Here is a 23,352-nt window from a genome sequence, read left to right on the forward strand (position 1 = left end):
GCGGCTGCATAGGATTTCGCGACCATGACAGGACAACGCGCCCGCCTGCTTTGCATCGCAAGCCTGCTCACGATCGCGCTGGGCACACCGGTTGCGCCCGCGGCGGAGGCCTATGATCCCTGGCCGGGTCTCGTCCAGGACATCTTCAGCAACCGTCCGATGAATGACGGCAATGACGTCATCGGCATCGAGATGCCGATGCGCGCGGAAGACGCCGCGATCGTGCCGGTGACGCTGCGCACCAAACTGCAGCCGAGCGACAGCCGCCGCGTCGTCGCGATCACGCTTGTGATCGACGAGAACCCGGCGCCGATGGCCGCGAAGTTCACGCTGGGGCCGGCCGCCAACGTCACCGAGATCTCGACCCGTGTCCGCGTCAACAACTACACCAATGTGCACGCCGTCGCGGAGCTCAGCGACGGCAAGCTCTATGTCAGCAAGCTCTATGTCAAAGCATCCGGCGGCTGCTCGGCGCCCGCCGGCAAGAACGTCGAGGAAGCCAAGAAGCGCCTCGGCCAGATGCGCTACCGGCAATTCACCAAGTCCGAACAGGGACCAGCGACCGGCACGCGGGAAGCCCAAATCATGATCGGGCATCCGAATAATTCAGGCCTGCAGATGGACCAGGTCACGCAGCTCTATATCCCGGCCTTCTTCGTCAACGAGCTGCACATCTGGCAGGACGACAGTCCGGTACTGGCGATGGAGGGAGGAATCTCGATTTCCGAGGATCCCAATATCCGCTTCACCTACGTCTCGAACGGCGCCAAGCGCTTCCGTGCCGAAGCCAAGGACACCGAAGGGCACATCTTCGAGCACGAATGGAAGGTCGAGAATCCCGGCACCTGACGCCTCGCGATCTCACGACGGACGCAAAAATGCGATGAGATCAGGTTGGATCGCTATCGCGCTTTAGCCCGGTATTTAAGCATGATCTTTCCGGAGAACCGCTTCGCACTTTTCCGGATCATGCTCTAGAAGCACCTGACTTCGGCTTCGGCCTGGGCGCGCCTGAGGTCGTTGAGCGCGTTCGCGGCCTGCTCGGACGAGCGGAACTGGCCGCCCAAATTGCCGCGCACCTGCGCCATGCTCAGCACCGTCTCGGCGGTGACGTAGCGATCATAAGGGATGATCGAGGCGACGACGTCGACCGAGCAGGAACATTGCTCGATCGACTGCCGGGATTCGCCATTGGCCTTCATGCAGCCGAACACATATTCGGCCCGCGCCGAGGTCGGATAGTCGTTGACCTCCTGGGCCTGCACGCTGACCGCCGCCCCGGCGAGCACCAGGATGGCGACAATCGGTCGTAGCATGCCAGCTCCTGCCATGGTCCTGCTTCCTCTTCTCTTTCCGCAAGCTATGCTATGGATGCTGATCAGAAAAGAAAACATTCGGGGAAGTGGCTCAAGAAACGATGATCATCTCTGTACGCACGGTGTTGGCTGCGGCAGTTCTGGCGGTCATGCAGTTCGGCACCTCGTGCTACGCGCAGACCATCCGTGTTGCAGCGCAGAAGACCGGAACGCTGGCCTGGGAACTGGCCGTCATTCGCTCCCATGGTCTCGACAAGAAGGCCAATCTGTCGATCGACGTCGTCGAGCTGGCCAGCCCCGAGGCCGGCAAGATCGCGTTGCGCGCCGGCACCGCCGACGTGATGGTATCGGACTGGCCCTGGGTGTCGCGCGAGCGGTCGCTCGGCGCCAAGCTGCAATTCTATCCCTATTCGAGCGCGCTCGGCGCCGTGATGGTCCCGGCCTCCTCGCCGGTCAAGACGCTTGCGGACCTCAAGGGGCGGAAGCTTGCCATTGCCGGCGGGGCGATCGACAAGAACTGGCTGCTGCTGCAAGCCGCATCGAAGCAGGACGGCGTCGACCTGAAGTCGCAGGCGACCATCGTCTACGGCGCGCCGCCGCTGCTCGCCGCCAAGACGCTCGGCGGCGAGATGGACGCGACGCTCAATTACTGGAATTTCTGCGCCGCGCTCGAAGCCAAGGGCTTTCGCCGGCTCGCCGGGATGGAAGAGATCCTGCAAAAGCTCGGCAGCAAGGGCCGCATCGCCATGATCGGCTACGTGTTCGACGAAGCCTGGGCCAATGCCAACAAGGATCTGGTGGCCCGCTTCATCGCGGTGACCCGCGCGGCGAAAGAGATTTTGGCGACCTCGGATGCCGAATGGGACGCGATCGCGCCGCTCACCGGCGCGCAGGATCCCGCAACCCTGCATGCCTATCGTGAGCGCTACCGCGAAGGCATCCCACGCCGTCCGATCGCGGACGAAGAGGCCGATGCGCGCGTGCTCTACCGGGTGCTGGCGCAGCTCGGCGGCCGCGATCTGGTCGGCACGGCAACCGAGCTCGATCCCGGCACCTTCTACCAAGCGATCCCGGGAGACTAGCGGTGCTGCGTCTCCTCTCATTCACGCTGTTCATCGCGACCTGGTGGATCGCCTCGCTGCTGATCGGCGATGCGAAGCTGCCGGCGCCGCCGGCGGTGCTGTCGGTGCTCGTCGCCGAAGCCCGATCGGGCGCGCTGTTCGTCAATCTCGGCGCAACCCTGGCCCGCGTAGCGCTGGCCTTCACGCTTGCCATGGCGCTCGGCTCGGCGATCGGCTATTTGATGGGCCGCGTCTCGCTTGCCAATCGCCTTGGCGATCCCTGGCTGATCCTGCTGCTCAACCTGCCGGCGCTCGTTGTCATCGTGCTCGCTTACATCTGGGCCGGACTGACCGAGGTCGCCGCGATCGCCGCCATCGCCATCAACAAGCTGCCGACCGCCGTCGTCACCCTGCGCGAAGGCGCCCGCGCGCTCGATCCTGCGCTCGACGAAATGGCGACGGCGTTTTCTTTTCCGCGCGGCCGCGCCTTCCGTCATGTGATCCTGCCGCAGCTTGCGCCCTACATCGCGGCCGCTGCGCGCTCCGGGCTCTCGCTGGTCTGGAAGATCGTGCTGGTCGCCGAATATCTCGGAAGGCCGAACGGTGTCGGCTTCGAGATCGGCGTCGCCTTCCAGCTGTTCGACATCCCCTTGCTGCTTGCCTATTCGCTGAGCTTTGCCGCAGTCGTGCTCGTCATCGAGACCCTGCTGGTGCAGCCGTTTGAAACCAGGCTAACGCGGTGGCGGCTCCGTGCAGCTTGAGGTCAATATCACCGGCAAGAGCTTTGCGAGCGCAGCCGGGAAGCGGCACGACGTGCTCGAAAACGTCACCTTCACGCTGAACGCCGGCGAGGTCGGCGTGCTGTTCGGCCCGTCAGGCTGCGGCAAGAGCACCTTGCTCCGGATCCTCGCCGGGCTCGACGCCAACTACCGGGGCCATGTCGCGCGGTCGCCGGGCATGCGCCTTGGCATGGTCTTCCAGGAGCCGCGGCTGTTGCCCTGGCGCACGGTCGAGGAGAATGTGCGGCTGGCCGCGCCGCATATCGGCGACGGCACGCTCTCTGCGCTGTTCGAGGTGCTCGAACTGGGCGCGCACCGCAACCATTTTCCCGCGGAGCTGTCACTCGGCCTCGCCCGCCGCGTCGCGCTGGCCCGCGCCTTCGCCATCGAGCCCGATTTCCTGATCCTCGATGAGCCGCTGGCCTCGCTCGACAATGCGCTCGCGGGGCGGCTGCGCGACCAGGTCGCAACACTGGTGGCCAGCCGGAAAATGATGACCTTGCTCGTCACCCACGATCTCGACGACGCCGTTCGCCTCGGCGATCGCCTGTTCTTCCTGTCGTCGCGGCCGGCCCGAATCCTCCACGTCGAGACCATTGCCGCACCGCGCGCGACGCGCGGCGAACCCGAGATCGACGAAATCAAGCGGCAACTCTCACAGTTGGACCTTGCAAATATGTGAGACGCCGTCATCCTTGGACGAAGCATAAAGGAGAGGCTGGATGTCGCGCGCGTTGATCGCTGTTGGTGTTGCATCGCTTGTGCTGCCGGCGACGGTGCTCGCCCAAAGCAAGGGCAAAGGCATTCGGCTGTGGAATTTGACCAGCGCCACGATTTCGAGCTTTGAGCTGTCGCCGGCAGGCAAGAGCGAGTGGGGTCCGAACCAGACGCTCAACGACAAGGACAAGGAAGTCGACCATGACGAGCGCCTGCGGATCACCGGCGTCGAGCCCGGCCGCTACGACGCCAAGGTCGGCTACAGCGGCGCCAAACAGTGCTTCGTTCGCGACATCGAGATCAAGGCCGACGCCGTGTTTTCGGTATCCGACAAGGACCTGAAGGACTGCAACAAATAGGAAGGCTAACCCGCCGGCAGCTCGCCGCCCGTGCCGGCCCGATCGTTGCTGTGCGGATATTCGCAACGCCAGCGCACCGCGGTCCATTTCGGATGTTCGCCGACCCACCGCGCGATGTAAGGCGGCGCGGCCATGGCGCATTGCTGCAGCGAGCCGTTCCAGTTGAACACCAGATGCTGCTCCTCGCAGGTGGCGGGCGACAGCACGGCACATACCGTGACGATCAGATCAATCGGGTTCATGCGCGATCCCTAAGCGTGCTCATGCGATAGATAACACGGCGAAATACGTAATCAGCCACGTCCGGGTTTCACAGCCCCGTGAGAGGTTGGGGAACCCGGTCCGGGAGGCTTCACGCTCTAGAAGTTCAAACCGTACACCAGCCGCGCCTGATGGCGCTCGAAATTGACGAGGTCAAGGGCGGCATTGCTCCCGGCCCGCTGCCCCCAGGCCTGGACGCTCCAGGTCGCGGTCAGGCGTGAACGTTCGGAGAGCTGGAAATAGGCGGTCGGCCCGATGAACAGCGCCTGCCCGGACAGCTCATCCAGGCCGATTCCCTCATACTTCCTGAAATAGCGCGCTTCGCCGCCGATCAGGATATCCGGCTTCACCCTGGCCATCAGGCCGAATGCGGCACCGATGGTGGCATCCTGATCCGCAGCGCCGGTGCGCGGCGTGCGCGTCCATTCCGGCTCGTAGCTTAGGTTGAGGGCCGCGATGACAAAATTCGGGATCACCTCGCGGTCGAACGCGACCGTGAGTTCGGTGCCATAACTACGGACGGCTGCGGCCGTCGTCTCGTCGACACGATCGGCACGTGTCTCCAGCGCGACCGTCATGCCAAAGGGCGCCGCCTCGCGATTCAGAAAGCGATAGCGGAAATCGACCGAGACGCTCTGCCACGACAGCTGGCGCCGATCGTCAAGACCCGGAACGCGGTTGATGTCGTATGCGCTGAATGACGTTCCGAGCTCGACACGAAAATTCGGCGCGGGCACGAGCTCGAGCTCCATTTCCTGATTGAGCGTGCGATACCGACCGCCGTCCTTGGCGAAGCGCCCGGTGGTCTGGCTCTGGAATTCGCGCTCGCCGACATTGCCCACGTCGGAGCCGATCATGAAGCCGAAGATGTGCTCGGTATCAAAGTCCTCGGCATAGGCGCCAGGCGGCAACGCCGCCGCGATGCCGGCAATCGCCGCGCACAGCATCCCCGCCCGACGCCTGATCTTGAGTTTTGGATTCATAGTCCCCGCACCACAGCCTCAGGCTACACTGTAGGACAAAGCAGCTAGGCCCGCCAATCGCGCAGGTGGTGTCGGTCTCAAGGTCTTGTGGGAAGGGTATGAGAGAAGCTGGCCGAGCGGCCGCATCAGGACCCACGAAAGACACTTTCCACAAAAGACGCCTGCCCGGCTCGATGCAGTGCGCTGCACGAACCGGGCAGGCTGTCTCGCGTTACTTGTCTTAAGATTACTTGCGCGCTGCGCAGGCGTACATGTTGATTTCCATGCCCACCGGCACTTCGACGATCTTCGGTGTTTTCCAGGCCATTTCCTTCTCCCAAGTCATTAAGTTGGCGCAAACCTCGCGCCGCGCGGCAAGCTAGGGCTGCCTTTGCCAGGGCACAAGCCGGCCGGGTAAGGGCCCGACTTCGCTGCTGGACATGCCGAAGCGGACGACGGCTCGCTGACATCTGCCCGGCATCGGGAACTCCGACATTGATCCGTCGGGCATTTTCCGGCTGCCGGGCGGCGACGCGTGGGTAAGGAGACCCGATTCATCCAGCCGCGTCTTGCCCATGAGCGAAATCGCAACTTTTTTTGTTATGCGCGGAATTCTGCGTCAATATCCGGCAAGTCCGCCCGGCAAAGTTCGCCGGCTGGCAACCTATTGGAGCAGGCGCAACAGGGCTCGGCCGGCACGCGACTTCAACTCTTTCGCGTCCAGCGTTCCGTCATTGTCCGGATCGGCGGCCTTGAAGCGCTGCTCGACGACCGCAAGGTATTCGTCGAGCGTCAGGGTGCCGTCGTGATCCGGATCGGCAGCGGCCAGTTCTTTCGCGGTCAGCCGTCCGCGCAATTCGCGCGCGTCGAGCGTGCCGTCATGGTCGGGATCGAGCTTCGCGAACAGGTCGGCAGCTGCCTTCTTGGCTTCGGCGAGATCGACCGTACCGTCATTGTCAGGATCGAGCATCTTCAGCGCGCCCTTGCGGCCGGATGCCGCCAGGGTGGGCGCCGACAGGACGGCCATGGCCAAAGTCAGAGCAAACGATCGACGCGAAATCATCATTCATCTCCCTTACGTGCCGCTCCGGCGACGGGGCGAAGTGCGCCACGAAAAGCGCACCATAACAGCCTTGGCGAACCTTCGACAGCTGGCGCAACCGGTGAGCCCTTGTCGGTTTTCGGGTGGAAAGAGACCTCCCGACTGGTCACCTGTGAAGCTCCGACGTATCGCACCAAGATGATCGAGGTGAGCCATGAGCGACATTTGGAGGAGCGCATTGGGCTGTCTGGTTGTGCTCGGTCTTATCGCGCCCGTGTCCGCGCAGACCCGGCACCCTGCCCCATCGGCGGAGGCGGTCCAGCAGCGCGTGCTCACCGGCAAGGAACGGCTCGGTCGCAAATGGACCGACGAGCAGCGTATCGATAATTGCAATGTGCCGCCGGACAAGCGGGGCGCGAAACCGCGGCCGAGTGTCTGTCCTCCGACGCCGTCCAGCTGACCGTTCGCGCCGCGGCATCACGGCGGGCCGCGCTGGTGTAGCGTATTCCACGCGGCAAGCCACGAACGCATCTGCGAAAGACCTGACGCTTTCGATCAGTCTCTTGCGGTTAGCGGGCGCTCGTTCACGTTTTCGTATTGACCCGTTTTGGTTTCAGGCGGATGGTTCCGTCCGCAACGTCAGGAATAGGCGTGCGAAAAAGGTTCATTGGGAGGATAGGATGAGACGCATTGCGCTGGCCGCAAGCCTCGTGATTCTTGCATCGTATGGTGCAAGCGCCCAGACCAACGAGCAGTTGGTCAAGGGGGCGACTGATACTTCGAACGTTCTCAATTACGGCATGGGTTACAGTCTTCAGCGCTTCTCGACGCTGAACCAGATCAACAAGGACACGGTCAAGAATCTCGTTCCCGTTTGGAATTACAGCCTCGCCGACGATCGCAGCGAGCAATCGCAGCCGTTGATCTACCAGGGCACCATCTATCTCACCACGCACAACGCCACGATGGCGATTGACGCCAAATCCGGCAAGCAGGTGTGGAAAACCAAGGTCGAATATCCCGCCGAAACACCGCGCATCGTCTGCTGCGGCATCATCAACCGCGGCGCGGCGCTGTTCGATGGCAAGGTGTTCCGCACCACGCTCGACGCCAATGTGATCGCGCTCGATGCCAAGACCGGCAAGGAGCTGTGGCGCCAGAAGGCCGCGGATATCAAGGAAGGCTACTCGATGACGGTGGCCCCGCTGGTCGCCGACGGCGTCGTGATCACCGGCATCTCGGGCGCCGAGTTCGGCACCCGCGGCTTCATCGACGGCTGGGATCCCGCAACCGGCAAGCATCTATGGCGCACCCATACCATCCCGTCCCCGGACGAACCCGGTGGCGACACCTGGAAGGGCGACACCTGGAAGCTCGGCGGCGGATCGACCTGGATCACCGGCTCCTACGATGCCGAGCTGAACACCGTCGATTGGGGCATCGGCAATCCCGGACCGTTCAACTCGGCGGTGCGTCCCGGCGACAACCTCTACACCTGCTCGGTGCTGGCGCTCGATCCGAAGACCGGCAAGATCAAGTGGCACTACCAGTTCTCGCCGAACAACCCGTTCGACTACGACTCGGTGGCCGAGATGGTGCTCGCCGACATGAACGTCGAGGGCAAACCGACCAAGGTGCTGATGGACGCCAACCGCAACGGCTTCTTCTACGTGCTCGATCGCACCAATGGAAAGCTGCTCGCGGCCAATCCTTACGTGACGGTCAACTGGGCGAGCGGCATCGATCTGAAAACCGGCCGTCCGATTGAGACCGACATCTCCAAGGATGCGCGCGACGGCAAGAAAGTCCTGGTGCAACCGTCGATCCTTGGCGGCAAGAACTGGGAGCCGATGTCGTACAATCCGCAGACCGGCCTAGCCTACGCCAATACGCTCAATATCGGCGGCAACTACAAGGCCGAGCCCGCGACCTACAAGCAGGGCGAATGGTATCTCGGCATGGACCTCACCGATCCCTGGGCTTGGCCCAACGGACCGCGCGGCTATCTCAAGGCCATCGAGCCCATGACTGGAAAGAGCAAGTGGGAGGTGGCGAGCGACATCCCGCGCTTCTCGGGTGTGCTCTCGACCGCCGGCGGCGTCGTGTTCTCCGGCCAGCTGACCGGTGAATTCGATGCGTTCGACGCCGAGAACGGCAAGAAGCTGTGGAGCTTCCAGACCGGCTCCGGCATCGAAGGCCAGCCGGTGACCTGGCAGCAAGATGGCGTTCAGTATATCGCCGTCACCAGCGGCTACGGCGGAGTGTACTCGATCTTCTCCGGCGACGAGCGCCTTGCGAAAGTGCCGACGGGCGGGTCCCTCTGGGTCTTCGCCGTCAAGCAGTGAGCGCGGATCGCACGTGAAGACAGTATCGATCTGGACGGCGGCGGTGTTCACCGCCGCCGCGATGACGGGCATCGCGACTATGACGATGCCTGCCATCGCACAGCAAGCAAATGCCGACGGCGATCAGGCCACGATCGACAAGGGCAAAGTCACGTACGCCCAGAAGTGTTCGCACTGCCATGGTCCGAACATGGTCAATTCGGGCACGGTCACGCCGGACCTTCGTACCCATCCCGATGACAAGACACGGTTCGTCACCACGGTGAAGCAGGGCAAGAACGGCAAGATGCCGCCGTGGGGCGACATCCTGAGCGACGAGGAGATATCGGATCTCTGGGCCTTCGTCGCAAGCCGGAGAAAGCCATGAGGGCTTGGACCGCGGCGCTAGCCGCCGCTCTCGGCTTCGCACTGATCTCGACGCTTGCCGGCGTGACCGCGGCACGCGCGGCCGACGAGCCGCTCCGAGTCTGTCTCGACGAGGACCTGCCGCCGTTTTCCGTGCATCATCGCGGCAAGCCCGCCTCGGGCTTCGACGTTGCGCTCGCGCAGGCAATAACCGGGCGGCTCGGCCGCAAGCTCGAGATCCAGTGGTTCGAAAGCAAGCTCGATGACACTGCAAGCCCGGCGCTCGAAGCCAATGCGCTGCTGTCGGACGGGCGCTGCTCGTTGGTCGGCGGCTACGCGCTTACCACGGACTCGCTGAAGGCGCCCGGCGTCACGACGGCCAAGCTGCCGGACTTCGACGGCGCCACCCGCGAGGATCGCCGCCGGCGGATCCCGATCGGCGTGCTGGCGCCGAGCCAGCCCTACATCTATTCGCCGATGACCGTCGTGCTCGGTCCCAAGGCCAAAGACAAGATCAAGGAGCGCAAGATCAAGAATATCGGCGATCTCGCCGGCCTTCGCCTGACGATCGAAAGTGGCACGCTGGGGGACGCCATCCTTATGACCTTCGACAAGGGAAAGCTGATCGACGACATCACGCACCTCGTTCCGGGGCGCAGCGACCTGCTCGGAGAACTGGAACGCGGCGAATTCGACGCCACGCTGCTCGACCTGCGCCGCTTCGATGCCTACCGCGCTGAACATCCGGACACCAAGATCACGGCCTCGGGCTACTATTATCCGATCGGCGCCAACCGCGGCTACGTTGCGCTCGAAACCGACAAAGGACTGCTGGAATCGGTCAACAAGGTCCTCGCCGACCTGCAGGCCAAGGGCACCATCGCGGAGCTCGGCAAGGCTGCCGGCCTCACCTGGCTTCCGCCGCGCGAGCCGATCATCCTCGGCGATGTCTGGCTGAAGATCCTGAACCGGTGATGCCGGCGATAGCTATCGCAAATAGCTTGCCAGATTCATGCTCTGGATCTTGGAGATCGCCGAATAGGACGCCGTCAGCTGCGCCTGATAGGTCGAAAGCTGCGCCGTCACGGCCGCAACGTCGACGCTGGTGAGGTCCGTCGACAGCGTCTTCGCAAAATTCTGGTAATCGCTCTGGTTGGTGCTGGCGGTCTCGATCTGCGACGCCGCGGCCGACAGCTTTGCCTGCACGGTGGATGTGGCATCCAGCGCATTGCTCGCGAGGTCGAGCGCCTGCGTGATGTCGCTCGACGACAGCGTCGTGCTGTTGCCGACGTATTTCAGCAACCGCATGACCTGCTCGAACGCTGGATTGTCGGCGGTGACGCCGTAGGAGATCGACTGGCTGTCCGACACGCGCACGGACGCGATCTCGCTGTCGCCCCTGTAGTAGCTGGTGTCTGATGTCGTCAGCGATCCGGTGCCGGTGTCGAAGCTCGACAGATCCGCCGGCGCGGTGCCGGTGCGGGCGCCGCTGAAGACATATTCGCCGTCATACTGGGTGTTGAGCAGCCCCTGCATCTGCGCCATGGCTTGCTGGGCGTAGTTGATGACCGATGCCGTCGCCGTGCTGCTGCCCGTGGTGGCCGCGCTGAGCTGGGTCCGCAACTGCGTGATGATGTCGGTCACCGAGCCGACCGCCGAATACATCACCTGCACCTTGTTGTCGGCGAGTTGGCCGGCATCGATATAGGACTGCGCGCGCGTCACCGACACCTGCAAATTGATCACGCGCCCGGCGCTGGAACCATAGCCGCCGAAATCCTCGGATTGCAGCCCGGAGAACTCCTGCACCTGCTCGTTGGCCATCACCGCCTGCACCCGCAGCGCGTTCGATATCATCTGGTCCGACTGAGCAAAGGTGGCAACACGCATCATCATAACGACGGCCTCGGGCTCAGCTGGCGCTCATCGCGGTCATCAGCGCCGAGAACATGGCGTTGACGGCGGTAATGATCTGGGACGCGGCGGCGTATTTGTTCTGCAACGCACTCAGATTTGCGGATTCCTCGTCAATGTTGACGCCGGACTGCGACGACAGCGAATTCGCATAAGTCGACTGCGCGGTTTGCTTGGCGGTGTAGGCCGCCGACGCCTGGGTCGCCTTGCCGGCGACGTTGGCGACGATGGCGGCCGCGTAGTCCGTGAAAGAGCCGGTGGTCGCCCCGAGGCCGCCGGCCATGCCGAAATTGGTCGACCCCGTCAGCGCGCTCGAGAGCGCGTTCACCACCGTCGCCGAGCCCGGTGACAGCACCGAGTTTCCGGCCGTCATCGTGGACGACGCATCGAGCGTCGCCGTCGGCAGCGCCGCCGTGCCGTTGAGGATGTCGCTGCGAACGGCGATGTCGAACGCGCCGGTCCCCGTGATCAGGTCGTTGAACCCGAAGTAATCCGAAAAGCCCTGAGCCGCACTGCCGACCGCGCTCGTCATCTCGTTGATCGCAACGCCGTTGCCGGATGTGGTCGTCGAGATCGACAAGTGTCCGTTGGCATCGACCGAAGCTGACAGCCCCGAGATGCCGTTGATCGCGGTGGCGAGATCACCGACCGTAGCGTAGGACGACAGATCGAGATCCTGGTAGGACACCAGATTGCCGCTCTTGTCCGCAACCGCGATGCGCACCGTGCCGGTTGCCGACAGCGGCGTCGTGCTGCTCACGGTGGCGGCTCCGGTGAGGCTGGCCGGCGGCGGCACCGACGTGCCCTGGTTCGACACCGCGTTGACGCTCGCGGCAAGCTGCCTGGCCAGCTCATCGAGTTGCGACTGCGCCGCCGGCAGCGTCTGGTCGCGCAGCGTGATTAGCGCGCTGACCTTGCCCGAGGAGATCTGCGAGGTGATGTCGACGCCGTTGACGGAGATGCCGCTGAAACCGCTCGACGATCCCGCGCTATACGTCGTCGACGCCGTGACGCTAGGCAGCGCCGTATAGCTCAGCGGATGCGCCGTGCTATCGACCAGCGCCTGCCCCGAGCTGGTATAGATCTGCAGATCGCCGCTCGACGTGGTAAAATAGCTCACATTCATCATCGACGCGAGATCCTGCAGCGCACTGTTGCGCTGGTCCTCCAGATCGGCCGTCGACTGCCCGGCTGCCGCTTGCTGCTTGATCTGCTTGTTGAGGTCGGAGATCTGCTGCAGGTCGGAATTGATATCGGTGACCGACGACGCGATGTCCTGGTCGGCATTGGAGCGCAGCGTCTGGATGCCGCTAGAGGTCTGCTGCAGCTGTGTCGTCACCGCCGCAAGCGCGCTGACGGCGTTCGATTGCAGCGACGCGCTGCTCGGCGTGCTCGCCAACGACGACAACGCCGACTCGAATGCCGCGATCGTGTTGGCCAGCGAGGTGCCCGTCGTGGAGCTGTCCGAGCTCGATGTGCTGCCATAGAGCTGCTGGAGCTCGGTCAGAAAGCTGTTGGTGGTATCGGCGGCGCCGAGATCGGAATCGGCCCCGACCAGCGACTTCAGGAGCAGCTTGTCGACCGCGCTGCTGATCCCCGTGATCGTGACGCCGGTACCGACACCGGAAGTGACGCTGCTGCTCTGGTTGGCGGTCTTCGCGGTATAGCCCTTGGTATCGGCATTGGAAATATTGGCCGAGGCTACGCTGATCTGCACTTGCGTGGCTGACAGCCCGCTGAATGCGATGCTTCGTGCGATATCGAGCGACGACACGGCCTACTCCCTCCGGCGCCGGCCCGATCAGGCCCGCACATTGGTGCCATAGGACATCGCCGGCGTGACGCGACGGCCGCCGGCGCCATAAGGCGATACGTTGGCGATCTGCTCGCGGATCGCCTGCATGATCGCCTCGATCCTGCGATTGCTGGCATCGATCGCCGCACGCAGCCGCATCACGTTCTCGTCCATCGCCATGCGCAGCTTCAGGATCCGGTCCATCAGCTGCTCGCGCAGCACGCGATCCTGAACGTTGAGATTTGCCGTCTTGCCGACCGCCTCCGCCACACACTGCTCGAACAGGGTGGCAAGGCGGTGCTTCTCGTCGACCTGCTTCAGTCGCGAGGCCGGCAAGCCCTTGGCGAGCTCGACATTGTCCTCGTTCACGATCGCGATCAGATTGTCGATCAGCGCGATCAACGACCTTGCGCGCTCGTCATTTCCCGCGGGATTGATCTTGATGTTGCGTTCCGGTGTCATGTCATCGCTCCCGTTCAAGCTAGTGTCCGCGACGCAGGGCGCGAACCGATTGTGCGCTGCGCCCGTACGCGGTGATTGCAGTTACCCGGACCGCGGCCCGGTTGAGTTCATGGTCGAGCCGCGCGCATTCGCGCATTAGCTGGTCCCGCAACGTTCCGACATCGTCGAGCAACGCACGAAGCTGCGCGCGATCGTCCGGCCGGACCGCAGCGGCCTTCGCCTTCAGCCGCTGAAGCCTGACCAGCAAGCGGTCATTTTGCTTTTCGGTCATCATCGCGACACCGCCGAGATCAGCGTATCGAACATCTTGTCGACTGTGGTGATCACCTGCGAGGCCGCCGAATAGGCCTGCTGCGCCGAGATCATGTTGGAGAACTGGCCGCTGGTATCGGTGGTGCTCGACTCCAGCTCGCTGCCGTAGATCGTGCCGGCGCCGTTGGTGCCCGAGGTCTGCAGCGTGGCGTTGCCGGAAGCTGCCGTCGCGGAGTACATGCCGTCGCTAGCCGCGCTCAATCCGTTGGGGTCGCTGAAGGTCGCGACCGCAATCTTGTAGATCGCGATCGTCTGCCCGTTGGAGTAGGTGGCGTCGACCACGCCGCCCTTGCCGATCGAGATGCTGCTCAGCTTGCCATAGGGCAGACCGTCCGACGTGATGCTCGTAAGGTCGACGGCCGGCGTGGTCTCGCCCGACGAATACTGCGTGAGGCCATCGGTCTTGCCGGCCGTACCGAGATTGAGCGTAATGGAGCTGTCGGCCGCGCCGTCTGTCCAACCGGTCACCGAGATGGTCGGCGGGCTCGGCACCGTCGATTTGAGTGAACCATCGCTATTGAAGGTGATCGCCACCGTATCGGTGATCGCGCCGGCGCTGGCCGTCGTGGAGTCCGATGCGAGCTTGGGCTGTTCGAAGCTGGCCTTCCAGGTGTTGTCGCCGGTCTTTTCCCAATCGATCTGGATCGTGCTTGCCGTGCCAAGCGAATCGTAGACTGTCATCGAGCTGTTGAAGGTCGCACCGACGGCGGCATCGGCCGGCAGGTTCGCCGCGACGGTGGTCTTGGTGGTGGCGCTGCCGCTGGTGGAAGCCACCTGCGTATTGATCGGTCCGAGGCTCGCGGCAGAGGCATTGCCGACGATGTTGCCGTCAGCGTCGGTGCGCCAGCCCTCGAGGTAATTGCCGTTGTTGACGAGATAGCCCAGATTGTCGGTGGTGAACGCGCCGTTGCGCGTATAGGAAGTGGTGCCGCCGGACGTCGCGTTGGTGGTGACGAAGAAGCCGCTGCCCTGGATCGCGACGTCGGTGACGTTGGTGGTCGCGGACAGCAAGCCCTGCTGGGTGATGTTGGCGCGGCCGGACACCGTGACGCCGCCGGACGTGTATGAGGTGGCGCTGTTCGACGCGGTCACCAGATCCTGGAACATCGCCGACGTGGTCTTGTAGCCCGTGGTGTCGGCGTTGGAAATGTTGTCGGAAATCATTGCCAGCGACTGGCTCTGCGCGTTGAGCGCGGAGATCGCCGAGGAAAGAGCACCAGTGAGACTCATGAGATTACTCCGGAAGCAATCAGGACGTGACGCCGATGATGTTGGCGGCGCTGACGGGGACGCCGTTCACGAGCAGCGACGGCGTCGAGCCGGAGGCATCGATGCCGGTCACCGTTCCCGTCATCGTGGTGTAGCTGAGCAGCGAGTTTCCGGCGGAGTTGGTCGCGGTCACCTGAATCGTGTATTGGCCGCCGTCCTTGAGCTGGGTCCCGTCGGAGGTCTGGCCATTCCAGGTGAAGGTGTTGGAGCCGGTGGTTCCGGTCCCCTTGCCGCTCCACACCGTGTTGCCCGAGGAGTCCTGGATCGTGATCGCGACATTGGACGCAGCCGAGGTGAGCGAGTAGCCGAAGGTCGCCGAGCCGTTGGTCAGCTCCGCCGTGTTCGTCTTCGCCTCGACGGTGTGGCCGATATAGTTGACCGAGTTGAGCGTCACGAGGCTCGAGAACGAGCTCGCCAGCGACGTCATGCTGGCGTTGGTCGACTGCTGCTCGGTGAAGTTGGCGTAGGAAGTGAGCTGGTTGATGAAGTCAGTCGTGCTGGTGGCGTTCAGCGGATCCTGGTTTTGCAGCTCGCTGACGAGAAGGTTGAGGAAATCGGTCGAGCTCATCCCCATCGACGCGCTCGACGACGAACTCGACGTGGTGGAGGTTGCAGCAGAGGTTGCCGAGGAGACGGTCATGACAAGGCTCTCTTCGCCGCGGGATGCGCGACGGAACGCGGTGGAACATTGGGGTCGTGATGTCGTTCGCAGATAAAACGGATGACGCGCCGATTTCAGGCGCGGATTCATCCACCGGAATCACTTGATGAAGCGGCAGAATTTGCCGTGTCCGTTGCAGGTTCATGGCTCGCAGGCGTGCATCTCGCCGCGAGAGCCCGCGGAGAGCTGCAACGGCAAATGCGCAGCGTTTTAGAGCGAAAGGCTGATCGGCAGATCCGGCTCGCCGAGCATCAATGCCGGCGGCGTCAATGCGTGCAACAGGCAGAGGGCTAGCAGCAGCGCAGGCAGCACCTTGCCTTGCTGTGCGGATTGGCCCGGTGCTTGTGCATCGTTCGGCTGATCGTCAGCCGGGGCCGGCCCCGAAGCGGGCTTCTGGGGCAATTTCGCCGCAGCGGTCACGATGCGGTCGGCAAGACCCTTGGGTGCGCGAACCGGCGGCACTGCGAGCGCGCGGCGTACCGCACTCGCCTCCTCGTAGAGCGTCCGCGCCTCGGCCGAAGATGCCAGGAGCTGGGCGGCGGCAAGACGTTGATCGTCGGGCCAGCGGGACAGATCCTCCCCCAGCCGGTCGATCAGGTCTTCGAATGTCGCAACGTCCATCGCGCGCGCAGATCCAGCCTCGTCGCCAAGGCTGTCATAAAGCATTCGCGGGACGGCGGAAATCAATTTCCGCCGCTGTCGCATCAGGTCCAGCATGGCGCTCGCCGGGCGGCGATTTTCCCAACCAGGGCGCCCGCTCAGGCCCTTTGCTGCGCCGGCTAAGCGCCCTCGTCGGGTGATTCGCGGCCCTCTCCGGGCTCAGCGGCCGGCGGCTGATTCGAGCGTCATGTCGAGTGCCCTGGCCTTGGCGGCCTTGCCGGCGGTCGCCTCGACGAACTTCCAGGCGTCGCGCAGTTCCGCCAGGCTCGCGATGATGCGCCGGAAATTCTCCCTGGCCTGCGGCCGGCCATAGGAGCGCAGGCACGCCATGATCAGGGCGTTATAGGTGCGGTAGAGACGATCGGCCATCACGCCGCCACGGGTGAAATCGAGATTGTGGCTCAGCCCGCGCAGGATCGCGGTCGCCCGTGTCAGATAGATGTGCCCCTCTTCGAAGCGCTTCGCCTCGTGCGCTTCCAGCGCCTTCTGCAACAGCGTGATCGCGCCGTCGCACAGCATCACCACCGCCTTCAGCGGCGGCACCGCCACCGCGGCGGATCGATAGGCATTGTTGGCGTGGTAGGCGGTCGCGTTCTGGGTCATTAGTTACTCGATGATGCGTCTAGGAGTGCTTTCAGGTAGCCCAGCGTATTGTTCGCGCTTTCGATGGCCGCCTGGTAATTGGCGTATTGAACCTGCAGCTGAGCCTTGAACGTCGCCGCATTGCTCTGAATGTCGCTGACCTGGGACTGCAGGTCGGTGTCGCGCGACTGCAAGTTGGTGATCATGGTCTGGAGTTGACCGCTGGTTCCGGAACTGGTGTGCGCGAGCTGGTAGAGCTGCGTCGCCAAACCGGACGACGATGTCACCGTGATCGATTGCGAGGTCGAGCCCGTATAGGTGAAGGCCATACCGGCGTAGATCGTTCCTGAATTGCCGATGATGGTGTTGCCGACCACCGAAAAGCCGGAGCTGTCGCCGCCGACCGAGGCTCCGGTCAGCGTACCGGTGGAGTCCACCGTGAGGTCGAGCGTGAAGGATTGCGGCGACGTGCCGGTATTGACCACGCTGAGCTGGCTGGACGAAGTGGTGGTCTGCGCCGACAGCAGCTGGGTGACGCCGGCGAGATTTTGCGTCAGCACCGTCGACAGCGTTCCGGTATCGAGCTGGAGCTCGTTGTTCTCATTGAAGGACAGGCCGAGATCGGCCATCGTCATGCCGCCGACCGTCCCGCTGAGCACCTGCTGCAGCTGGGTCATGAGATCGCGCATCGTGCTGTCGCCGAACAGCACCGCGCTCGACGCGGCCGTGCCGTCGGAATTCTGCGCCGACTGCGCGATCACCTGGTCGCGAAATGCGTTGTAGTTGGTGACGAAGGTCTGCAGCGCTGACGTGATCTGGCTGGTGTCGGTCTCGATGCTGATGTTGAGGCTGGTGCCGCTCGGCGTCGGCTGCAGCAGGTCGAACGTGACACCGGACAGGACGTCGGAAATGTCGTTGGTGTTCCGCGTGAGCGCGATGCCGTCGAGGGTGAACTCCGCGGACTGCGACTTCTGCAGCACGTCGGTGAACGCCCCGGACGTGTCGGTGACGCCGAGCTTGTTCAGGATGTTATCGCCCGACGTCGACGAATAGGCGATGTCAGCGGCGTCCTGCGTCCCCGTCAGCACCATCTCGTAGGACCCGCTCGACACCTGGACGATGGAGGCCTGGACATTGGTGGTCGAGGTCTGGGCGTTGATGGTGTCGACGATATCCTGCATCGACATGCCGCTGGTGATCGAGATCGCCGTGCTGGTGCCGCCGGACAGGCCGAGCGAGAAAGTGCCGGAGAGGCCCAGCGCCGTCGAGCTGCTCGACTGCGAGGAGCCGATCACCTTCTGCGCGGTTGCGAGCTGGGTGATCTGGAGCGTGTGATCGCCGGTCGCCGAGCCGCTGTTGACGCTCATGTTGAGCGCCGACGAGGCGCTGACGTCACCGGTGGACGAGATCGTCGCCGCCCGGGTGGCGAACGCGTTGGTGGCAATCGAATTGATGATCGAGGTGCTGAGCGACGACAACCCGGTCGCCAGCGTCGACAGCTCGGTCTGCAGCGATTGATAGACCGTGATCTTGGCCTGGTTCGCGGTGATCGTCGTGGTGATCGAGGTCGCCGCTGCGAGCTTGGCGTTGACCTCGGCCTCGATCAGGGCATCCCAATCGATGCTGGTCGAATTGGTCGTGCCGGTCGTTGTCACCGTGCTGGCAGAACTGGTCGACGTCGTGTTTGATGTGCTCGAGGTGGCGCTGCTAACCGTCATGTCGACACTTCCGCCGCGATAGGAACCGGGCCGGCATCATGCCGGCCCGATCGATCTTTCGAATTAGCCGAGCAGCTTCAGCAGGTACTGCGGCATCTGGTTCGCCGCGGTTTCAGCGGAGACCGCGGCCTGGGTCTTCACCTCGGCCGAGGACAGCGTCGCCTGCTCGGAGGCGATATCGACGTCCTTGATCGCCGAGTTGGCCGACTGCAGGTTCTGGGTCTGGGTCGAGATCGAGTTGGCGCTGAAGTTGAAGCGGGATTCCTGAGCACCGATCTCGGCGCGTGCGGACGAAACCTTGTCGATCGCGGTGTCGAGAGCCGTCATCGCGCTGGTGGCGCTCGACAGGCTGGACACATCGAGCGACGTCACGGACAGCGACGAGGCCGTGAGGCTCGTCAGCGTGATCGTGATGGTGTCGGCCGAGGTCGAACCGACCAGCACCGAGACGCCCGAGGAGAACACGCTCGAACCGTCGAGCAAGCTCTGGCTGCTGTAGCGGGTTCCGCTGGCGATCGAGTCGATTTCGCCCTTGAGCTGCGTGAATTCCGAGTTGATGTAGGCGCGGCTGGAATCGGCCACGGTGCCCGAGGCGGACTCGGAAGCCAGCGACTTCATGCGGGCCAGGATGTCCGAGATGTTGGAGGCGCCGCCGTCGGCGGTCTGCAGGATCGAGGTCGCCTGCGCCGCGTTGGTGGCGGCCTGCTGCAGCGTCGTGATGTCGGAGGAGATGCGGGTCGAGATCGCAAGACCGGCCGCGTCGTCGGAAGCCGAGGTGATGCGCGAGCCGCTCGACAGCTTCGACAGCGCGCTGGTTTCCTGCTGCGAGTTGATGTTGAGGTAACGGACCGCGGAGTTCGCGGCGGTGTTGGTGGAGATTGCCGGCATGAGTAGCTCCTGTGCTGATGGGGCATGGCATGCCGCATCGTGAAAAAGAGAGGTGACGCGGATCCAGCCCCCGTCCGCCCGATCAAACGGGCCAGCCGCCGGTGGTCAGGCGCAAAATCTTCAGAAGCTGGAATTTATGGTTAGCAGTCGGTAAACGCGCCGCGCAGGTCGCGCTCGTGCCGCTTCAGCATCTCGCGCAGCTGCTGCCGTCCTCGCTTCAACAGCGACTCCACCGCGGCCACGGTCGTGTCCATGACCTCGGCGATCTCGCCGTTGCTCATGTTCTCGTGATACGACAGGATCACTGCGAACGCGCTGCTGCTCGGGCAGGCGCTGCATCGCGACCTCCAGCAGATTGCCGATCTCGTTGCGCTCGATCACGGCGGAGGCATCGAGCTGGGTGTCTGCGACCTCGGGCACGACATCGACATTCTCGGTGCGCGGCTTGCGGCGCAGATCGATGCAGCGGTTGCTGACGACGCGATAGAGCCAGGTCGAGAACTTGGCGCGGCCATGCTGCCAGCGGCCGCGATGGGTCCACACTTTCAGCATCGTGTCCTGCACGACGTCTTCGGCGTCGGCGGCGTTGCCGACGATACGCAGCGCGATCGCGTAGGCGCGATCGACGTGGCGTTCGACCAGAGCACGAAACGCCGTTTCGTCGCCGGCGGCGAGGCGGTCGAGCAATTCCTTGTCTTCGTCGTGGATCTCGACGGTGTCGAGCGGGCCCGCATCGGCAACGGTGGGGACGTTGCTCCACGGAGCAGCCACTTCGGCCGGTGCAACCGCGGCCGGCGTGGCCTCCACTTCGGCCGGTGCCCTCATATCAAGCGCGTAACTCATCCGCCGCTCTCCAACCAACGCCGCTGGCACACATTCCATGCGGCTTCTGAGCGTTGAACGGAGGGGCCCAGCAAACCAGGCGAACTTTTTTCGTTATTTTTCAAATGCTTAGCTGGATGTTTTTGCCGATCGCCCGGCAAAAGCTGCCGCTGCGCGTAGGCGCAGGGAAAAATGCGACGGAGTTTGGAGCAGTCGTTCAGCATCGCCTCGCATTTCCGCGGAAGAGATCGTCGCGTCGGAAAACGCTGTTGTCACACCAACTAACGCCACGCGAACCCATGCATGCGCCGAGCATGCGAGTGACTCACCGCCGTTGGTCGCCATCTTGCATTCGACGATTGCGACTAGGCAATTTTTTCCGAATCACTGTTTCGACGTTATCGGATTTTTTGAATCTGTCAGTCGCGAAGCGCGCGTTTTCGAATCCCGCATCAACTTTTTTGAACTGTCGCGCCTGATTTGTCTCACGCGCGCGTTCAACGCATGAGGACTGGCGGGAATTTTGCGCATGACAATCATGACGGTCGACGCGACGCGTCGAGCGCAGAATGTTTCTGCATGTTCATTCGATGTTTTCGATACATTTCTGTTGCGCGCCTGCACGACGCCGGATGGCGTATTTGAAGGGGTTTTTCAGCGTTCCTGCATTGCTGAAAAATTTCCGAACATGTCCGCCAGTTTCGTTCAGCATCGAATCCAGGCGGAGGCGCGGGCGCGCAAAGTATCGCAGGAGCGGTGCGGCTCAACTGAAGTGCGCATCGCCGACATCTACAAATACTTTCCGTTCAGGTTGTTCGGCCTGAGCCGCGATGCGTTGCAGGATCTCGCGCAGATCGAGTTCGAGACCGAGCTCGAGCTGTGCCGCGCCAATCCCGAAATGCTCGAGCAATATCTGGACATGAAGCGCGGCGGTTTTCGCGTCGGCTTCATTTCCGACACCTACTGGAGCACCGACCAACTCGCGCAGCTGCTGCGTTCCTGCAGTCCCGGGCTGAGCTGGGATTTCCTCTATGCGTCCTGCGATCACGGCAGCAGCAAGAGCGAGGCACTGTTTGACGCCTATCTCGCCGAGCAAGGCATCGACGCGGCAAGCTCGTTCCATGTCGGCGACAACCACACCGCGGATGTCAACGGCGCGCGCCGTCACGGCATCCGTCCGCGCTACTACCCGCAGGCCGGCGCGGCGCTGGCTTCCAAGTTTCAACGCGAAGCATCGATCTTCGAATTGCTGTGTCCCGATCAGCCGTCGCGGCTCGATTGCGGCGCCCGCACGCTGCGGCGCGCGGTGACGGCGAAGAGCGCGGAGCATTCTCCCGCTTTCGACCTCGGCGTGACCGTGCTCGGCCCCGTGATGGCGGCGTTCGACGCATTCATTGCCGCGCGGCGCAGCGCGCTTGCTCGCGAGGGCGCGCGCGTTGCGGTCTGCTTCCTCGGCCGCGACGGCCTGCTGCCGCATCGCGTCTGGCAGGCAAACCACGGCGAGACCGGCGCCTATATCGAGATCAATCGTCGCGTCAGCCTGGTCGGGTCTGCCGATACGCTCGAACCACTCTGTGAGCTGCTGAGCCGGGTCGTCAAGATCGACGCGGCGACCTTTATCGACATCGTCAAGGTGCAGCCGCCCGCCGTGATGAAGTTCTTCGCGCAGTATCCCGACGGCATTGCCAGCGGCCGCGAACTCGCCGACGCCCTGCCCGATCTGATGGACCCGCGCGAGATCACCGATATCGCTGCCGGTGTCCGGACCCGTTTGCTGACCTATCTTCGCGCGCATATCCGGGATTTCGATGGCTGCACCGATCTGATCCTGGTCGACCTCGGCTATTCCGCAAGCGTGCAGAAGTCGTTGCGGCGAATTTTCGATCGCGAGGGCATCCGCATCCGCCTGCACGGCGCCTATCTGCTGACGCTTGACGATGCCTTCGACGGCATCTCCGATGACGACACCGCGGAGGGCCTGGTCTCTGATCGCGTCGTCACGCCGCACGTCAAGCGCATGCTGATCCGCAACGTCGCATTGCTGGAGCAGCTGGTGCTGTTCGACCGAAGGATCGGCGCGGGACTATCGCGACGGTGAGGTATTGCGCGAGGGTGATCAGCGCCCGGCCGCCCAACTGGCGCTGGCGACCGAGGTGCAATCCGGAACGCTGGCCTATGTTTCGCGCGCCCGCGAGCTGGCACCACGCTACGGATTGCAGCCCGATGCCGCCCCCGCGGTCGCGGCGCGCTGGACGGCCGCCGTGCTCGGCCGCCTCCTGCTGCTGCCGGACGATGATGAGCTCGCGCTGCTCGGCGGCATCAAGCATGACGTCAATCTCGGCACCCCGGCGCTGGCGCCATTGCTCGATGCCGACTTCGTCAATGATAGCATCATCGCCCGCGGCCTCATGACCGCCTGCACGGCTCCGGCGCCCCCGATGTGGCTGGCGGGCAGCTTTGCCGCCCTGTCGCCGTCGCATGCCTATCTCTACACGCTGTTCGGCGCCAATCGCCTGCCCGCTAGCGTGTTCGGCGAAGCGCTGTGCGGGACGCTGCAGGTCGGTCTGTTCGAGCGGAACGGCCAGGCGTCGCTGGAGGCGATCAGCGTCTATCACACCGGGCTCGGCGATCTTCGCCTGCGGATCCCGCTGTCGCGCCGGATGGCAATCGCGACTATCGTGCTGCCGCTGGCCAAGCTCACCCGCGACGGGATGCTCCACGGCATCACGGTCCAATATGGCGAGAGCGCCGCGAAAGCCGCCGAGGGTTCGAACGTGACAGCGATCGCCGAGGGACGGCTCATCGATGTCGGCCTCGAACGGCGCGGCCGTCACTTCCGCGCCACCAGTGACGACGGCATGCTGCTCATCCCCGTCGACGGCTTCGAAGACGACGTCGCCATCTACACGGTCGCGCTGACTGCCCTCGACCACGACCGCATCCTTGCGGTCGCGGACCGCGACGGCAACGGCGCCGCTTCGGCCACACTGACCTGGCGCAGCGCCAGAGGCATGCCGACAACGAACAACGACAGCTGATTTGTCCGCCTGATCCGGCCGCCCCGCACGTAGAAGGTTAACGA

Annotated in this window: 25 protein-coding genes and 1 pseudogene; 10 read left to right on the top strand and 16 right to left on the bottom strand. The window is 63.6% G+C overall.

What is annotated here, in order from left to right; translation table 11 throughout:
• The first annotated feature begins 24 nt into the window (after window positions 1-24).
• Window positions 25-849 (top strand): quinoprotein dehydrogenase-associated SoxYZ-like carrier, encoded by an 825-nt coding sequence (locus ACSKB9_RS11000; RefSeq protein ID WP_438073104.1) that lies wholly within the window; start codon window positions 25-27, stop codon window positions 847-849.
• A 125-nt stretch (window positions 850-974) separates the two neighbouring features.
• Here ACSKB9_RS11000 and ACSKB9_RS11005 read toward each other — a convergent pair whose 3' ends face one another.
• Window positions 975-1,316, bottom strand: coding sequence for a hypothetical protein (locus tag ACSKB9_RS11005; RefSeq protein ID WP_438073106.1), 342 nt, complete (start codon window positions 1,314-1,316; stop codon window positions 975-977).
• 149 nt (window positions 1,317-1,465) lie between these two features.
• Between ACSKB9_RS11005 and ACSKB9_RS11010 the strand changes: the two genes are divergently transcribed.
• Genes ACSKB9_RS11010 through ACSKB9_RS11025 form a run of 4 tightly spaced genes read left to right on the top strand, consistent with a single transcriptional unit; the run spans window position 1,466 to window position 4,232 of the window.
• On the top strand, window positions 1,466-2,398 hold the full coding sequence (locus ACSKB9_RS11010) for an ABC transporter substrate-binding protein (RefSeq protein ID WP_168856108.1): 933 nt from the start codon (window positions 1,466-1,468) through the stop codon (window positions 2,396-2,398).
• A 2-nt stretch (window positions 2,399-2,400) separates the two neighbouring features.
• Complete coding sequence (locus ACSKB9_RS11015) at window positions 2,401-3,138, top strand: ABC transporter permease (protein ID WP_092083010.1); 738 nt, start codon at window positions 2,401-2,403, stop codon at window positions 3,136-3,138.
• Entirely contained in the window at window positions 3,128-3,838 is a 711-nt protein-coding gene (locus ACSKB9_RS11020) for an ABC transporter ATP-binding protein (RefSeq protein ID WP_438073108.1), read from the top strand. Before ACSKB9_RS11015 ends, ACSKB9_RS11020 begins: the two co-directional genes overlap by 11 nt.
• 40 nt (window positions 3,839-3,878) lie before the next feature.
• Entirely contained in the window at window positions 3,879-4,232 is a 354-nt protein-coding gene (locus tag ACSKB9_RS11025; protein WP_229188786.1) for a hypothetical protein, read from the top strand.
• Between the two features lie 5 nt (window positions 4,233-4,237).
• Here ACSKB9_RS11025 and ACSKB9_RS11030 read toward each other — a convergent pair whose 3' ends face one another.
• The 4 genes from ACSKB9_RS11030 to ACSKB9_RS11045 form a co-directional block, all read right to left on the bottom strand.
• Complete coding sequence (locus tag ACSKB9_RS11030; RefSeq protein WP_168856069.1) at window positions 4,238-4,474, bottom strand: hypothetical protein; 237 nt, start codon at window positions 4,472-4,474, stop codon at window positions 4,238-4,240.
• A 117-nt stretch (window positions 4,475-4,591) separates the two neighbouring features.
• On the bottom strand, window positions 4,592-5,476 hold the full coding sequence (locus ACSKB9_RS11035; RefSeq protein WP_438073110.1) for a hypothetical protein: 885 nt from the start codon (window positions 5,474-5,476) through the stop codon (window positions 4,592-4,594).
• Window positions 5,477-5,702: 226 nt separating this feature from the next.
• The gene (gene pqqA / locus ACSKB9_RS11040) at window positions 5,703-5,783 is read right to left on the bottom strand and encodes a pyrroloquinoline quinone precursor peptide PqqA (RefSeq protein WP_009031067.1); all 81 of its coding nucleotides are present in this window, start codon (window positions 5,781-5,783) and stop codon (window positions 5,703-5,705) included.
• 336 nt (window positions 5,784-6,119) lie between these two features.
• Window positions 6,120-6,518 carry an EF-hand domain-containing protein gene (locus ACSKB9_RS11045; protein ID WP_438080156.1) on the bottom strand — a complete coding sequence of 133 codons (399 nt, stop codon included), beginning with the start codon at window positions 6,516-6,518 and terminating at the stop codon, window positions 6,120-6,122.
• Window positions 6,519-7,177: 659 nt separating this feature from the next.
• On the opposite strand from ACSKB9_RS11045, the gene ACSKB9_RS11050 reads away from it, so the two are divergent.
• The 3 genes from ACSKB9_RS11050 to ACSKB9_RS11060 all read left to right on the top strand — a co-directional run bounded on the left by ACSKB9_RS11050 (window position 7,178) and on the right by ACSKB9_RS11060 (window position 10,162).
• The gene (locus ACSKB9_RS11050) at window positions 7,178-8,842 is read left to right on the top strand and encodes a methanol/ethanol family PQQ-dependent dehydrogenase (RefSeq protein WP_438073112.1); all 1,665 of its coding nucleotides are present in this window, start codon (window positions 7,178-7,180) and stop codon (window positions 8,840-8,842) included.
• Between the two features lie 79 nt (window positions 8,843-8,921).
• Window positions 8,922-9,209: a c-type cytochrome gene (locus ACSKB9_RS11055; RefSeq protein ID WP_229188856.1), complete on the top strand. Its 288-nt coding sequence runs from the start codon at window positions 8,922-8,924 to the stop codon at window positions 9,207-9,209.
• Complete coding sequence (locus ACSKB9_RS11060) at window positions 9,206-10,162, top strand: substrate-binding periplasmic protein (protein WP_438073114.1); 957 nt, start codon at window positions 9,206-9,208, stop codon at window positions 10,160-10,162. The genes ACSKB9_RS11055 and ACSKB9_RS11060 overlap by 4 nt, the downstream gene beginning before the upstream one ends.
• 12 nt (window positions 10,163-10,174) lie before the next feature.
• Here ACSKB9_RS11060 and ACSKB9_RS11065 read toward each other — a convergent pair whose 3' ends face one another.
• The 11 genes and pseudogenes from ACSKB9_RS11065 to ACSKB9_RS11115 form a co-directional block, all read right to left on the bottom strand.
• Window positions 10,175-11,083 (bottom strand): flagellin, encoded by a 909-nt coding sequence (locus ACSKB9_RS11065; RefSeq protein ID WP_438073116.1) that lies wholly within the window; start codon window positions 11,081-11,083, stop codon window positions 10,175-10,177.
• Window positions 11,084-11,099: 16 nt separating this feature from the next.
• Window positions 11,100-12,875: a flagellar hook-associated protein FlgK gene (gene flgK / locus ACSKB9_RS11070; RefSeq protein ID WP_438073118.1), complete on the bottom strand. Its 1,776-nt coding sequence runs from the start codon at window positions 12,873-12,875 to the stop codon at window positions 11,100-11,102.
• 27 nt (window positions 12,876-12,902) lie between these two features.
• Window positions 12,903-13,358 carry a flagellar protein FlgN gene (locus ACSKB9_RS11075; RefSeq protein ID WP_438073119.1) on the bottom strand — a complete coding sequence of 152 codons (456 nt, stop codon included), beginning with the start codon at window positions 13,356-13,358 and terminating at the stop codon, window positions 12,903-12,905.
• A gap of 19 nt (window positions 13,359-13,377) precedes the next feature.
• Entirely contained in the window at window positions 13,378-13,632 is a 255-nt protein-coding gene (locus ACSKB9_RS11080; RefSeq protein WP_057020579.1) for a hypothetical protein, read from the bottom strand.
• Window positions 13,629-14,900, bottom strand: a complete 1,272-nt coding sequence (gene flgE, locus ACSKB9_RS11085) for a flagellar hook protein FlgE (RefSeq protein WP_438073121.1) — start codon at window positions 14,898-14,900, stop codon at window positions 13,629-13,631. Before flgE ends, ACSKB9_RS11080 begins: the two co-directional genes overlap by 4 nt.
• A 19-nt stretch (window positions 14,901-14,919) precedes the next feature.
• On the bottom strand, window positions 14,920-15,579 hold the full coding sequence (locus tag ACSKB9_RS11090; RefSeq protein ID WP_438073123.1) for a flagellar hook assembly protein FlgD: 660 nt from the start codon (window positions 15,577-15,579) through the stop codon (window positions 14,920-14,922).
• 231 nt (window positions 15,580-15,810) lie between these two features.
• Window positions 15,811-16,317 carry a hypothetical protein gene (locus ACSKB9_RS11095; RefSeq protein WP_438073124.1) on the bottom strand — a complete coding sequence of 169 codons (507 nt, stop codon included), beginning with the start codon at window positions 16,315-16,317 and terminating at the stop codon, window positions 15,811-15,813.
• A gap of 102 nt (window positions 16,318-16,419) precedes the next feature.
• A complete protein-coding gene (gene fliS, locus ACSKB9_RS11100; RefSeq protein ID WP_438073126.1) occupies window positions 16,420-16,863 on the bottom strand; it encodes a flagellar export chaperone FliS in 444 nt (147 codons plus the stop codon).
• Entirely contained in the window at window positions 16,863-18,560 is a 1,698-nt protein-coding gene (gene fliD, locus ACSKB9_RS11105; protein ID WP_438073128.1) for a flagellar filament capping protein FliD, read from the bottom strand. The genes fliS and fliD overlap by 1 nt, the downstream gene beginning before the upstream one ends.
• A gap of 63 nt (window positions 18,561-18,623) precedes the next feature.
• Window positions 18,624-19,448, bottom strand: coding sequence for a flagellin (locus ACSKB9_RS11110; RefSeq protein WP_438073129.1), 825 nt, complete (start codon window positions 19,446-19,448; stop codon window positions 18,624-18,626).
• 140 nt (window positions 19,449-19,588) lie between these two features.
• A pseudogene (locus ACSKB9_RS11115) lies at window positions 19,589-20,291 on the bottom strand (RNA polymerase sigma factor).
• Between the two features lie 667 nt (window positions 20,292-20,958).
• Here ACSKB9_RS11115 and ACSKB9_RS11120 point away from each other — a divergent pair.
• Window positions 20,959-22,368: a hypothetical protein gene (locus ACSKB9_RS11120; RefSeq protein ID WP_438073131.1), complete on the top strand. Its 1,410-nt coding sequence runs from the start codon at window positions 20,959-20,961 to the stop codon at window positions 22,366-22,368.
• 4 nt (window positions 22,369-22,372) lie between these two features.
• The gene (locus ACSKB9_RS11125) at window positions 22,373-23,308 is read left to right on the top strand and encodes a hypothetical protein (RefSeq protein WP_438073132.1); all 936 of its coding nucleotides are present in this window, start codon (window positions 22,373-22,375) and stop codon (window positions 23,306-23,308) included.
• The last annotated feature ends 44 nt before the right edge of the window (window positions 23,309-23,352 follow it).

This window comes from Bradyrhizobium sp. BR 1433 (genome assembly GCF_051547665.1).
GTDB lineage: Bacteria > Pseudomonadota > Alphaproteobacteria > Rhizobiales > Xanthobacteraceae > Bradyrhizobium > Bradyrhizobium australafricanum.

What these genes read in the sequence shown, in the direction of transcription:
- pqqA (WP_009031067.1), bottom strand. Translation starts at nt 5,783, where the DNA reads ATGGCCTGGAAAACACCGAAGATCGTCGAAGTGCCGGTGGGCATGGAA.
- ACSKB9_RS11025 (WP_229188786.1), top strand. Translation starts at nt 3,879, where the DNA reads ATGTCGCGCGCGTTGATCGCTGTTGGTGTTGCATCGCTTGTGCTGCCG.
- ACSKB9_RS11075 (WP_438073119.1), bottom strand. Translation starts at nt 13,358, where the DNA reads ATGACACCGGAACGCAACATCAAGATCAATCCCGCGGGAAATGACGAG.
- ACSKB9_RS11000 (WP_438073104.1), top strand. Translation starts at nt 25, where the DNA reads ATGACAGGACAACGCGCCCGCCTGCTTTGCATCGCAAGCCTGCTCACG.
- ACSKB9_RS11035 (WP_438073110.1), bottom strand. Translation starts at nt 5,476, where the DNA reads ATGAATCCAAAACTCAAGATCAGGCGTCGGGCGGGGATGCTGTGCGCG.
- ACSKB9_RS11060 (WP_438073114.1), top strand. Translation starts at nt 9,206, where the DNA reads ATGAGGGCTTGGACCGCGGCGCTAGCCGCCGCTCTCGGCTTCGCACTG.
- ACSKB9_RS11045 (WP_438080156.1), bottom strand. Translation starts at nt 6,518, where the DNA reads ATGATTTCGCGTCGATCGTTTGCTCTGACTTTGGCCATGGCCGTCCTG.
- ACSKB9_RS11080 (WP_057020579.1), bottom strand. Translation starts at nt 13,632, where the DNA reads ATGATGACCGAAAAGCAAAATGACCGCTTGCTGGTCAGGCTTCAGCGG.
- ACSKB9_RS11055 (WP_229188856.1), top strand. Translation starts at nt 8,922, where the DNA reads ATGACGATGCCTGCCATCGCACAGCAAGCAAATGCCGACGGCGATCAG.
- ACSKB9_RS11030 (WP_168856069.1), bottom strand. Translation starts at nt 4,474, where the DNA reads ATGAACCCGATTGATCTGATCGTCACGGTATGTGCCGTGCTGTCGCCC.
- fliS (WP_438073126.1), bottom strand. Translation starts at nt 16,863, where the DNA reads ATGACCCAGAACGCGACCGCCTACCACGCCAACAATGCCTATCGATCC.
- ACSKB9_RS11065 (WP_438073116.1), bottom strand. Translation starts at nt 11,083, where the DNA reads ATGATGATGCGTGTTGCCACCTTTGCTCAGTCGGACCAGATGATATCG.
- ACSKB9_RS11120 (WP_438073131.1), top strand. Translation starts at nt 20,959, where the DNA reads ATGTCCGCCAGTTTCGTTCAGCATCGAATCCAGGCGGAGGCGCGGGCG.
- ACSKB9_RS11095 (WP_438073124.1), bottom strand. Translation starts at nt 16,317, where the DNA reads ATGCTGGACCTGATGCGACAGCGGCGGAAATTGATTTCCGCCGTCCCG.
- ACSKB9_RS11110 (WP_438073129.1), bottom strand. Translation starts at nt 19,448, where the DNA reads ATGCCGGCAATCTCCACCAACACCGCCGCGAACTCCGCGGTCCGTTAC.
- ACSKB9_RS11005 (WP_438073106.1), bottom strand. Translation starts at nt 1,316, where the DNA reads ATGCTACGACCGATTGTCGCCATCCTGGTGCTCGCCGGGGCGGCGGTC.
- fliD (WP_438073128.1), bottom strand. Translation starts at nt 18,560, where the DNA reads ATGACGGTTAGCAGCGCCACCTCGAGCACATCAAACACGACGTCGACC.
- flgE (WP_438073121.1), bottom strand. Translation starts at nt 14,900, where the DNA reads ATGAGTCTCACTGGTGCTCTTTCCTCGGCGATCTCCGCGCTCAACGCG.
- ACSKB9_RS11050 (WP_438073112.1), top strand. Translation starts at nt 7,178, where the DNA reads ATGAGACGCATTGCGCTGGCCGCAAGCCTCGTGATTCTTGCATCGTAT.
- ACSKB9_RS11090 (WP_438073123.1), bottom strand. Translation starts at nt 15,579, where the DNA reads ATGACCGTCTCCTCGGCAACCTCTGCTGCAACCTCCACCACGTCGAGT.
- ACSKB9_RS11010 (WP_168856108.1), top strand. Translation starts at nt 1,466, where the DNA reads ATGCAGTTCGGCACCTCGTGCTACGCGCAGACCATCCGTGTTGCAGCG.